This window comes from Actinomadura rugatobispora (assembly GCF_042656285.1).
GTDB classification, from domain to species: domain Bacteria; phylum Actinomycetota; class Actinomycetes; order Streptosporangiales; family Streptosporangiaceae; genus Spirillospora; species Spirillospora rugatobispora.
Map to the genome: position 1 here is coordinate 59,956 of NZ_JBHSON010000034.1, position 11,740 is coordinate 71,695.

An 11,740-nucleotide genomic window follows, 5' to 3' on the forward strand; every position below is an offset into this window, starting at 1 on the left:
CGCCCAGCACGTTCAGGGAGGCTGAGCACGCATATCCCCGGGTGGATGGGTACGGACCAACCCACCATGACCGCGTTTTCTTCCCATGACGCCGCCCCGTACCTGCCCGGTGACCCGGCGGCGCGGGCCGATCTCGAGGCGCTGCGCCGGGCCGCCGGCGGCTGCCGGGGTTGTCCGCTCTATGAGAACGCCACGCAGACCGTGTTCGGTTCCGGTTCGCCGCGGGCGCGTGCCGTTCTCGTCGGCGAGCAGCCCGGTGACCAAGAGGATCGGCGGGGCGCGCCGTTCGTGGGACCGGCCGGGCGGGTGCTCGACGAGGCCCTGGAGGAGGCCGGGATCGAGCGCGGGGACGTCTACGTGACCAACGCCGTGAAGCACTTCAAGTTCAGGCGTCCCGAGGGCGGCGGCAAGCGCCGCATCCACGAGACGCCGAACATGCGGGAGATGCACGCCTGTCGGCCCTGGCTGCTGGCCGAGCTGCGCACCGTGGACCCGGACGTGGTGGTGGCCCTCGGGGCGACGGCGGGCAAGGCGCTGCTGGGGTCGTCGTTCCGGGTGACCAAGCAGCGCGGCGCGCTGCTGCCGCTGCCCGCTCTCGATCTCATCGGGACTCCGGAGGCCGCCGAGGCCGCCGGGGACGCCGCGGAGGCCGCCGCCCCGGAGGCCGCCGCCGGGGAGGGCGTCCGGCTCCTGGCGACGATCCACCCCTCGGCGGTGCTGCGGGCCGACGACCGCGAGGCGATGTTCGCCGGGCTGGTGGAAGACCTGAAGATCGCCGCCATCGCCCTCGGGTGAGGCCCGGCGGCCCTAGTCCCTGGGATCGGCGTCCTTGCACGTGGCGCGGGCCTCGGCCGGGGGGTCGTCGCCGGGCTGGGCAGGGGCGGTGTGGCCGGTGTGATCTGTGTGGCCGTTGTTATCGGTGTGGTCGGTGTTATCGGTGTGGTCGGTGCGGTCGTCGAGGGGCTCCATCGTGGACGTGCGCGTGTCGTACCTCAGCAGCGCCGGCACGCACAGGCCCACGACCACCACCAGCACGGCGCACGCCAGCCCGCCGCCCACCCAGGACGCCGTGGCCCCGGCCAGCGCGGCCGTGGCCCCCGCGCGCAGGTCGCCCAGCCGGGGGCCGCCCGCCACGACGACGGTGAACACGCCCTGGAGCCGGCCGCGCATCTCGTCCGGCGCGTACGTCTGGAGCATCGTCTGCCGGAACACCGCCGACACCAGGTCCGCGGCGCCGCCGACCGCGAGCAGCACCACCACCAGCCACAGGTCCCCCGCCAGCCCGGCCGCCGCCACCGCCAGCCCCCACACCACGATCGCGGCGATCAGCGCGACGCCCTGGCGGTGCACCCGGCCGATCCAGCCGGAGATCAGCCCGCCCCCGAACGCGCCGAACGCGATCGCGGCGCTCAGCCACCCGACCGCCGCGCCGCCGCCGAACCGGGTCTCGGCCAGTTCGGGGAACAGCGCCCGCGGCATCGCCACGGCCATCGCGATGATGTCCACGACGAACGACATCAGCAGCACCGGCTGGGTCGCCAGGAACCGCAGGCCCTCGACCACCGAGCGCAGCCCGGGCGAGCCGGTGACCTCGCCCAGCGGCGGGACGGGCGGCAGCCGCAGCGCCGCGTACAGGCCCACGGTGAACAGCACGGCGTCCAGTGCGTACGCGGCGGAGTAGCCCCAGCGGGCCAGGATCACCCCGGCGAACATCGGCCCGGCCAGCATCCCGACCGTGCTGGCGGTGAAGTTCAGCGTGTTGGCCGTCGGGACCAGGGAGCGGTCCAGCAGCCGCGGGATGATCGCGCTGCGGGTCGGCGAGGCCACCGCGAACCCGGTGGCCTGCACCGCCACCACCGCCATGATCAGCGCCAGGTCGCCGAGCCCCAGCAGCGCCTGGATCAGGAGCAGCAGCGTCGCGGCCCAGGTCACCAGGGACGACACGAGCAGCAGCCGGCGGCGGTCCATGTGGTCGGCGACCGCGCCGCCCCACAGCCCGAAGACGATCAGCGGGACGAGGTTGGCCACCCCCAGCGCGCCGACCCAGAACGAGGACCGGGTCATGTCGTACACCTGGACGGGCACCGCCACGGCGGTGACCTGGAACCCGACGAACGACACGCCCTGCCCGAGCCACAGCCGGCGGAACGCCGGACGGCTCAGCGGCCGCACGTCGATGGCGATCCCGCCGAGCCACCGGCGTACCGAAGCGATCACGGGGACAGTCTCTCGACCTTCCAGATCGCTTCGCGGCCGGGGGTGCCGGGCGGAACGCAGCGGTAGCGGAGGCGGTCGTGCAGGCGGTTGGGGCGGCCCTGCCAGAACTCGATCGACTCGGCTACCACACGGAAGCCGCCCCAGAAGTCGGGCAGCGGGACGACGTCGTCGCCCTCACCGCCCGGTTTCTGGGCTGTGAGCTGGGCAGAGTCGGGTCGGGTGGCCGGATCCGGCCATCTTCTGGCGAGGTCGGCCCAGCGGCGTTCGAGTTCCTCGCGGCCGTCGATCACCGCGGACTGGTGCTCGCTGGCCCAGGCGCCCAGCCGCGACCCGTACGGGCGCGTGCGGAAGTAGGCGGCGGTCTCCTCCCGGGACAGCTCGGCGACCAGGCCGTTGACGATCACCTGGCGGTGCATCGTGTGCCACGGGAAGACCAGCGCCGCCCTCGGGTTCTCGGCGAGATCGCGTCCCTTCCGCGAGGTCAGGTTGGTGAAGAAGCGGAATCCGTCCGGACCGTAACCCTTGAGCAGCACCGTCCGGATGCTGGGCACGGCCTCCGCCGACGCCGTCGCGAGCACCATCGCGTTCGGCTCCGGAAGCGCCGCCAGCCCCGCCGCGTCGGCGAACCAGGCGGCGAACAGGTCCAGCGGGTCCGCCGGAAGAGTGGTCTCCGCGAGCTCCCCGCCCTCGTAGGTTTTACGGAGCCCGGCGGGATCGGGTGTCGGTTTTTCCACGAAGTACGACTCTCTCACCTGGGCTTGTGCATCTCATAGGGGCCTGGGTACTGATGGGTAAAACGGACAAGGTTCAATGGCACGGCACCGCCTTATCACTATGGGAGACGAAAGGCAGGACACATGTCCGACTTCAAACCCGGCCTCGAGGGGGTCGTAGCCTTCGAGACCGAGATCGCCGAGCCCGACAAGGAGGGCGGCGCCCTCCGGTACCGCGGCGTCGACATCGAGGACCTGGTCGGCCGCGTCTCCTTCGGTGACGCCTGGGGGCTGCTCGTCGACGACAGCTTCGACCCGGGCCTGGCCCCGGCGGAGCCGCACGTGCTGCCGGTCACCTCGGGCGACGTGCGGGTCGACGTGCAGAGCGCGCTGCCCATCCTGGCCCCGGCGTACGGCATGCGCCCCCTGCTCGACATCTCCGACGAGGAGGCCCGCGCCGACCTCGCCCGCACCTCGGTCACCGCGCTGTCGTTCGTGGCGCAGTCGGCCCGCGGCGTCTCCCAGCCCATGGTGCCGCAGAGCCGCATCGACGAGGGCACGACCATCACCGAGCGGTTCATGATCCGCTGGCGCGGTGAGCCTGACCCCAAGCACGTCCAGGCCATCGACGCGTACTGGGTCTCCGCCGCCGAGCACGGGCTGAACGCCTCCACGTTCACCGCCCGCGTCATCGCCTCCACCGGCGCGGACGTGGCGGCCAGCATCTCCGGCGCGATCGGCGCCATGTCGGGACCGTTGCACGGCGGCGCCCCGGCCCGCGTGCTGCCGATGATCGAGAAGGTGGAGCGGATCGGCGACGCCCGCAAGGTCGTCACCGACATCCTCGACTCCGGCGACCGGCTGATGGGCTTCGGCCACCGCGTCTACCGGGCCGAGGACCCGCGGGCCCGCGTGCTGCGCCGGACCGCCAGGGAGCTGGACGCCCCCCGCTTCGAGGCCGCCAAGGCGCTGGAGGACGCGGCGCTGGCCGAGCTGCGGGAGCGCCGTCCCGACCGTCCGATCGAGACCAACGTCGAGTTCTGGGCCGCGGTCATCCTGGACTTCGCCGAGGTCCCGACCGCGATGATGCCCGCCATGTTCACCTGCGGCCGTACCGCCGGGTGGGCCGCGCACATCCTGGAGCAGAAGCGCACCGGGCGGCTGGTGCGGCCCAGCGCCAAGTACGTCGGCCCCGGCACCCGTTCCATCGAGGACGTGCCCGGAGCCGCGGAGGCCCTCAAGCGCAACGCCGGCTGACCCGGTAGCCGGCGCGCCCCACCACCCCGTCCACCCCTACGCGAACGCGCTGGAGGCCCCCGGAGGATCCGGGGGCCTGCCCGTTTTCCAGCCCCTCTACCCCCCGCCGGGACGGTCACTCCTTCGGGCAGTCCCCCGCGACCTGGCCCCTGGCGACCAGGCGTCCGCAGACGGCCTCGACCTTCAGGGCGCCGTCCTGGTCGACGGTCGCCAGCAGCACCGGCTTCTCCTGGACGAGATGGCCCGTCGGGCCGCGCACGAACCGCAGCACCCCGCTCGCGCCCTTGGGCAGCGCGTCCCGGCCCTGGTCGGTCAGCGCCGCGAACACCGCGCTGGCGGTCGGCACCGAGTCCTGCTCCCCGTGCACCTGCCGCGCCACGTTGGTGATCACGGCCGCGGCGTCGTAGCTCACCGCCGCCCGGGTCTCCGACGGCTGCAGCTCGGGCAGGGCGGAGTTCCCCGCCATCGCCCGCGCGATCCGCCGGTAGTCGGAGTAGAACGTCTGCCGCTGCCGGTCCGGGCCCACCCACTGCGGCGACCACGCCTCCCACAGCGCCAGCGGCGTGTAGTACAGCCGGTAGCCGCGGCCGCCGATCTCCTTGGGGTGGTCGCTCACGTACTTGGCGATCTCGTCGTCGGCCAGCACCACCGGGTCGGCCTGCCCGCAGTTCTGCTCGATCGTGTTGACGAAGGTGGCGAACTCGTCCGAGCGCCCCGCGTAGTAGAAGGCGTCCTGCGGGGAGCGGCACGCCGCCATCGTCGCCCGCGCCACGTCGCTGGGGTGCCGGTACGCCGACATCCGCACCGTCCCGTCCGGCCGCTCCTTGAGGAACTCGGCCCGGAACCGTCCCGCCAGGTCGCGGCTGTAGAGGTCGGCCGGGTCGTCGTCGTAGATCACGTCGATGGTGCGGGCCCGCCCGCCCAGCCGCCCGTTCGCGGCCCAGTACGCGGCGTGCCGGGCCAGCCGCTGGTTGGTCGGCGCCAGCCGGAAGAAGTACGGCGAGTACGCCCCGCTCTCCAGCCGCCCGATCGCCTCGTAGCTGTTGGCCGTGCCGATCAGCGGCAGCGCCGCCTTGGACAGCACCCGGATCGCCGCGCGGGTCTGCTCCCGGCTCTGCTCGAACCCGACCACCGCCACGATCGAGCGGTCCTCCAGGGCCAGGTCGCGGATCTGCGCGGCGACCTGCGCCCCGTACCGGAACTTGGCCCCGGCGTTGGCGACCAGGATCCGCAGCCGCAGGTCAGGGCTGGCGTCGTTGAACCGCTGCTGCTCGATCGACAGGCCCACCAGCTCGCCCTGGGCGCCCGCGAGCAGGTCCAGCCGCCGGTTCCGGGTGGACGGGTCGGCGGTGACCGGCCCCAGGTAGACCAGCGTGATGTAGTCCTTCCCGGACCGCAGCACCTCGTCGTTCAGCCGCTCGATCCGGTCCAGGACGGGCTTCATCCGGTTGTCGGCGCCGCCGCTCATGCCGTCGGCGCCGAAGGTGTAGGACCCGTCGGTGATCCCCACGCACTCCCCCGACGCGGTCCGGACGATCTGGAACGCCGCGCAGTACCGGAACGCGTTCACCGAGATCACCGAGATGGACCCGGCCAGCACCGCGACCATCAGGACCCACGGCAGCCACGGGTGGGTGAGCCGGGGGCGGCGCCGTCCCGGCCGCACCGCCGGCGGCTCCCCGCCCGCGGGGAAGTCGGTCACGTCCACCCGCAGCTCGCGCCGGGTGCCCAGCTCCGCGACGCGCCGCTGCTCGGCCCGGTGCCGCTCCCACAGCCGGGCCGCCGCGACCACGTCGGCGGGCTCGCCGGAGGCCAGGTCCACCCGGACCGCCTGCGCGATCCGGTCCACCAGCCGGGTGCCGGACGGGGCGTGCGGGTCGGTGTCGGCGGGCTCGGCCGGATCCACCCCCGCGGTGATCACCAGCGGGTCGAACACCGGCCGGTCCGCGTCCCGCTGGGCGCGGGCCCTGACCCGCTCCACGGTCTCGACGAACGCGACCCCGACCTGCCCGGGCGCCAGCGCCTCGAAGATGATCACGGGGTAGCGGACCCGGGCCCAGGCCGCCCGCCGCACGTCGCGCCGGTAGTTGCGCCGCAGGTCCTCCAGGAACGCCGCCACCAGCAGCTGGTCGAGCTGCTCGGCGTGGTCGTCCGGCTCCACCGGGCGCGGGTCGCAGACCCCGAGGGCGAAGCTGAGGAAGTCGGGCGAGCCGTCGCTCAGGTACGGCTGGCGGCGGAACCAGTTGTAGCGCAGCACCCCGTACCAGCCGCGGGTCCGCGCCAGGATCTGCACGGCCACGAACGCCAGCCCGACCGTCCCCGCCAGGATCGCCGCGGCCAGGTCCACGGCCGCGGCCGTACCGGCGCTGACCACCGCGACGATCGCCACCCCGATCGGGGCGATCTGCTCCAGGAAGCCCAGGAACGTGCTGATCCGGCCGCGCCGCCCCTCGTCCATGTCGCGCAGCACGTCCCGGCCGCGGCGGCGGATCACCCGGCCCAGCTCGCGCCGCCGGCTGCTCTCGTTGTCGCCGACCGGCGGGTTGGTCAGGGTGTGGACGAGCCGGTGGTTCTCCCGCTCGGCGCGGGAGGCGTTGCGCGGCGGCTGCGGGTCGCCGGCCAGCCGGATCTCCCGCAGGTCGCGCAGCCACAGCGCCATCTCCAGGAGCGGGAAGCGCAGCGCCGGCTCCCAGCGCGGGCGGCACGCCGACTGCGACAGCTCGTGCATCGCCTCGCGCAGCACGCCGGAGATGTCGGTCGCGGCGGTGTCGGCGGCGATGTGCGAGGCGGGCGCCCGCTCGTCCTCGCAGCGCTCCTTGAACAGCTTGGCGACCCGGCCCGTCCGCCCGGCGGGGCCGAGCAGCAGGAGCAGCGGCCGCAGCCGTTCCCGGACGCGGCGCGGCGGCCGCTCCCGGAGCCGTTCGAAGAGTTCCAGCACGCCGCGGAGCCTGTCCGCGCCCAGCCCTTGGTCTCCGCCGGCCGCCGCCATGGGAGAACAGCCCCTCTCTCACTCGGCTGTCATGATCTACGCTCCGTAGGGGTATGACGCGGCGGGCCGCCGATTCGTTGGAACCTTCCGGCGGCCAAAGGAGAGGCTCAGCCGGACGGGCACGAGCCGGGAGTGCTCCCGCCGCCGCGGACCAGTTCCCCGCACACCGCGACCACCCGCAGCCCGCCCTGCGGATCGACCGTCGTCAGCAGCACCGGCTTGCCCGGGATCTGGTGGCCCTGCGCGCGCGGGCCGAACCGCAGCAGCCCGGTGGCGCCCTGCCCCAGCGCGCCCTCGCCCGGCTCGGTCAGCTCCGACAGGATCGCCGCCGCGGTCGGCAGCGTCCGCCCCCGGTCGGCGTAGACCCGCGTCGCCGCGCCGATCACCGTCCGGGCGGCGTCGTAGCCCAGCGCGGCATGGGTGCGCGACGGCCTGGCGTTGGCGGGCGCGCCCGCGCCCACCAGTTCGTTCACCACCGGATCGAACGCGCTGTAGAACAGCTGCAGCGGCTGGTTCCCCACCCACGTGGGCACCCACGCCTCCCGGGCGGCCAGCGGGCTGAAGAACAGCCGGATCGAGTCCGTGCGGCCGATGTCGCGGGCGTTGTCACTGATGTACTTGGTGACCTCGTCGCCCGCCAGGACGACCCGCCGCCCCTTGCAGTCGGTGTTGGCCAGCGTGTTGATGAACGCCCGGAACTCGTCCGAACGCCCCGCGTAATAGAACACGTCGGCCGGGTTCGCACACGCCTCCAGCAGCCGCGCCGGGACCTGGCTCGGATCCGCGTACGACCGCATGTTCACCCTCCCGGGGGCGAACGCCCTGGCGAAGTCCTCGGCGAGGTTCTTGCTGTAGAGGTCGCCCGGGCTGGTGTCGTAGAAGATGTCGGCGCTTCCGGCCCGCACCCCTGTCTGCCCGTTGCGCGCCCAGTACGCGGCGTGCACGGCCAGCCGCTGGTTGGGCGGCGCCAGGCGGAAGTAGTACGGCGAGAAGCGGCCCCTCGCCAGGGCCGTCCCGTCGAAGGTGTTGGTCGTCCCCACCATCGGCAGCGCCGACTTCGACAGCTCGTCGATCGCGTCGCCGGTCTGCTTCCGGCTGTGCCCGAACCCGACCGCCGCCACGATCGTGCCGTCCTCGACCGCCAGCCGCCGCACCTGCCGCGCCACCTCCTCCGCGTACCGGAACCGGGAACCGGTGTTGGCCAGCAGGATCCGCAGCAGCGGCAGCCCGCTGGTCTTGTTGTGCCGCTCCTGCGCGATCGACAGCCCGACCAGCTCCCCGTGGTTGCCGGCCAGCAGGTCCGCCTCCGGGTTGCGGTTCTCCGGGTCGGTGGTCATCGGGCCGAGGTAGACCAGCGTCACGTACGGCTTGCCCGAGGCCACCACCGCGTCGTTGAGCCGCGCGATCCGCCGCTCCACCCCGTCCAGCCGCTCGTTGAACACGTACGAACCGTCGCTGATCCCGATGCACTCGCCGTTGGGCGCGTGCCGCACCGTGAACGGCGAGCAGTACCGCACCGCCTGGAACGAGATGACCGACACCGAGGCGGCCAGGATCGTCCCCGCCAGGACCCACGGCAGCGCCGGATGGGTGAGCACCGGGCGGCGGCGGCCCCGGTAGACCGGTTCGGTGGACGACCCGTCCCCGCGCCCCGCGTCCACCCGGAACTCCCGCCGGGTCCCCAGCACCGCCACCCGCCGCTGCTCGCGCAGGTGCGCCTCCCAGAACCGGTGCCCGTCGTCCTGCTCCCGCACCGCGCCCAGATCGACCACGACCTGCTCGGCGGGCGCCGACCGCACCGCGGCCGCCAGCCCGGCCGCCTCCTCCTCCGACCCGGTCGCCACGGCGATCACCAGCGGGTCGAACCGCTCCTCGGCCCGGCGCAGCTCCTCGACCCGCTCGACGAAGCGGCGGCTCCGCGCCCGGCTGGGGTGGTCCTCGGGCAGCAGGTCGATCACCACGGCCGGGTAGCGCACCCGCGCCCACGCCGCCCGCCAGATCGACCGGCGGTACGACTGCCGCAGATCCTGCAGGAACGCGGCGACCAGCAGCCGTTCGAGGTCCTCGTCCAGCGGCGTCCCCGGATCGGACTCCTCCCGGTAGAACACGTCCAGCGCGAACCCGAGGAAGTCGGAGGAGCGGTTCCCGCGCAGGTAGGTCTGCTCGGCGGAGGTGAACCAGCGGTAGCGGCGCCGTCCCGACCGGTCCCGCGTGCGCGCCACCACCTGCCCCAGCACCAGCGACAGGCCCACCCCGCCCGCCAGCATCGCCGCGGCCAGGTCCAGGGTGCTGGCGGCGCCCGCGCTGACCAGCGCCACCAGCGCCACCCCGATCGGTGCCACCTGCTCCAGGTACGACAGCGCCGACGCCAGCCGGCCCTGCTGCCCGGGCCGCTCGGCCGGCACCACGATCTGCCGGCGGCGCAGGATCCCGCGGCCCAGCAGCGTCCGCCGGTCCTTGTCCTCCTCGGCCGCCTCAAGCTCACCGGCCAGCTGCCACAGGGCGCGCTGCGCGTTGGACGCGAACCGCTGGTCGGGTCGCCTGTCCCCCGCCTGCTCCAGCCGCATCCGCCGCAGCTCCAGCAGCCACAGCACCATGCTCAGCATCGGGAACCGCAGCCCCGGCTCGAACCTGGGCCGGTGCGAGGACAGCTCCCGGCTCACGTACCGCAGCAGCAGCGCCAGGTCCGTGAACGCCGGGACGTCGGAGCTGATGTGCGCGTACGGCCCCGGATCGGCCATGCAGCGCTCCACCAGCAGGTGCGAGACCTGCCGGGTCTCCCCCGTGTCCCCGATCGTGATCAGCAGCGGCCGCAGCCGGTCGCCGGCCCGCCTGCGCGGCCTCTCCCGGATCCGCTCGAAGAGGCTGAGCAGGCCCTCCAGCCGCTCCGCGCCCGGTGGACCGGCATGCCCCGAACTCACGCGACGCCTCCTCGAATTGTCAAGAAACCAGACGAACCCGATGAAACCGATCGAACACCGGGCAGGGAAGGGCTTTGCCATCATTGATGCGTGACCGATGACTACGACGCCCCCCTCGACGGCGACATCGGCCCCGCGCCCACGGTCGGCGCCACTCGTCCCGCCCCCGCCGAAGACCTGGCCCACCAGGAGCGCGAGCGCGAGGAACGCCGCCGTCGCACCAACGCCGTCTCCGGCCGCCTCGCCCTCGCCGCCGTCGCCCTCCTGCTGGCCTTCCTCGCCTACGACTCGGTCACCACCGCCCTGGAGGCCCGCCGCCGCGACGACCCCTGGATCTACCCGCCCGCCGTCATCGCCGCCCTCTGCCTCGCAGGGCTCGCCGTCATCGCCGTCTGGACGCTCCGCCGCCGCAAGTGAGCCCCGCCACGTCTCGGGATGTGAGCCCCGGCCACGAACTCCGGCCCAGGTCAACTACCCTCGTGTGAGTGACCGACAGCAACCCAGCCATTGTCCTTCCCGACGACCTCAAGCCCGCCGACGGCCGCTTCGGCTGCGGGCCGTCCAAGGTCCGCCCCGAGCAGCTGGCCGCCCTCGCCGAGAGCGGCTCGGCCTACATGGGCACCTCGCACCGCCAGAAGCCGGTCAAGTCCCTGGTCGGCCGCGTCCGCGAGGGCCTCGCGCAGCTGTTCTCGCTGCCCGAGGGCCACCAGGTCCTGCTCAGCAACGGCGGCACCACCGCGTTCTGGGACGCCGCCGCGTTCGGGCTGGTCCGCGAGAAGTCGCAGCACCTGACCTTCGGCGAGTTCTCCAGCAAGTTCGCCAAGGTCACCAAGGGCGCCCCCTGGCTGGCTGACCCGTCGGTCATCTCCGCCGACCCCGGCACCCACCCGCAGGCCCGGGCCGAGGAGGGCGTCGACGTCTACGCCCTCACCCACAACGAGACCTCCACCGGCGTCGCCATGCCGATCAGGCGGCCCGCCGACGACGGCCTCGTCCTGGTCGACGCCACCTCCGGCGCGGGCGGCCTGCCCGTGGACGTCAGCGAGACCGACGTCTACTACTTCGCCCCGCAGAAGTGCTTCGCCGCCGACGGCGGCCTCTGGGTCGCGCTCGCCTCCCCGGCCGCGCTCGCCCGCATCGAGGAGATCGCCTCCTCCGACCGCTACGTCCCCGAGTTCTTCAACCTGAAGACCGTCGTGGACAACTCGGCCAAGGACCAGACCTACAACACCCCGGCCGTCGCCACCCTCCTGCTCCTCGCCGAGCAGATCGAGTGGATGAACGGCCAGGGCGGCCTCGCCTGGACCACGGCCCGCACCGCCGACTCCGCCCAGCGCCTCTACACCTGGGCCGAGAAGACCACCTTCACCACCCCGTTCGTCACCGACCCGGCCCAGCGCTCCCAGGTCGTCGGCACGATCGACTTCACCGACGAGGTCGACGCCGCCGCCGTCGCCAAGATCCTGCGCGCCAACGGCATCGTCGACACCGAGCCGTACCGCAAGCTGGGCCGCAACCAGCTCCGCGTCGGCATGTTCCCCGCCATCGACCCCGCCGACGTGGAGGCCCTCACGGCCTGCGTCGACTACATCGTCGAGCGCCTCTAGCCGCACGAGAAGCGAGGACTCCCCGACCACCTCGGG

Annotated in this window: 8 protein-coding genes; 4 read left to right on the forward strand and 4 right to left on the reverse strand. The window is 73.4% G+C overall.

Features of this window, described 5'->3' with window-relative positions; genetic code table 11:
- The first annotated feature begins 66 nt into the window (after positions 1 to 66).
- Positions 67 to 795, forward strand: coding sequence for a UdgX family uracil-DNA binding protein (locus ACFPZN_RS23935; protein ID WP_378284355.1), 729 nt, complete (start codon positions 67 to 69; stop codon positions 793 to 795).
- Between the two features lie 12 nt (positions 796 to 807).
- Here ACFPZN_RS23935 and ACFPZN_RS23940 read toward each other — a convergent pair whose 3' ends face one another.
- Together ACFPZN_RS23940 and pdxH are read right to left on the reverse strand one after the other, a co-directional pair.
- Positions 808 to 2,217, reverse strand: a complete 1,410-nt coding sequence (locus tag ACFPZN_RS23940) for an MFS transporter (RefSeq protein ID WP_378284356.1) — start codon at positions 2,215 to 2,217, stop codon at positions 808 to 810.
- On the reverse strand, positions 2,214 to 2,951 hold the full coding sequence (pdxH, locus tag ACFPZN_RS23945) for a pyridoxamine 5'-phosphate oxidase (RefSeq protein WP_378284358.1): 738 nt from the start codon (positions 2,949 to 2,951) through the stop codon (positions 2,214 to 2,216). Before pdxH ends, ACFPZN_RS23940 begins: the two co-directional genes overlap by 4 nt.
- A gap of 123 nt (positions 2,952 to 3,074) precedes the next feature.
- On the opposite strand from pdxH, the gene ACFPZN_RS23950 reads away from it, so the two are divergent.
- Positions 3,075 to 4,187: a citrate synthase 2 gene (locus ACFPZN_RS23950; protein WP_378284359.1), complete on the forward strand. Its 1,113-nt coding sequence runs from the start codon at positions 3,075 to 3,077 to the stop codon at positions 4,185 to 4,187.
- 115 nt (positions 4,188 to 4,302) lie between these two features.
- Here the strand turns inward: ACFPZN_RS23950 and ACFPZN_RS23955 are convergent, their stop codons facing one another.
- A complete protein-coding gene (locus ACFPZN_RS23955; RefSeq protein WP_378284360.1) occupies positions 4,303 to 7,125 on the reverse strand; it encodes an ABC transporter substrate-binding protein in 2,823 nt (940 codons plus the stop codon).
- A gap of 158 nt (positions 7,126 to 7,283) precedes the next feature.
- Positions 7,284 to 10,097, reverse strand: a complete 2,814-nt coding sequence (locus tag ACFPZN_RS23960) for an ABC transporter substrate-binding protein (protein WP_378284361.1) — start codon at positions 10,095 to 10,097, stop codon at positions 7,284 to 7,286.
- A 90-nt stretch (positions 10,098 to 10,187) separates the two neighbouring features.
- Between ACFPZN_RS23960 and ACFPZN_RS23965 the strand changes: the two genes are divergently transcribed.
- Together ACFPZN_RS23965 and serC are read left to right on the forward strand one after the other, a co-directional pair.
- Entirely contained in the window at positions 10,188 to 10,514 is a 327-nt protein-coding gene (locus ACFPZN_RS23965; RefSeq protein ID WP_378284362.1) for a hypothetical protein, read from the forward strand.
- Positions 10,515 to 10,582: 68 nt separating this feature from the next.
- Positions 10,583 to 11,704, forward strand: a complete 1,122-nt coding sequence (serC, locus tag ACFPZN_RS23970; RefSeq protein WP_378284363.1) for a phosphoserine transaminase — start codon at positions 10,583 to 10,585, stop codon at positions 11,702 to 11,704.
- The last annotated feature ends 36 nt before the right edge of the window (positions 11,705 to 11,740 follow it).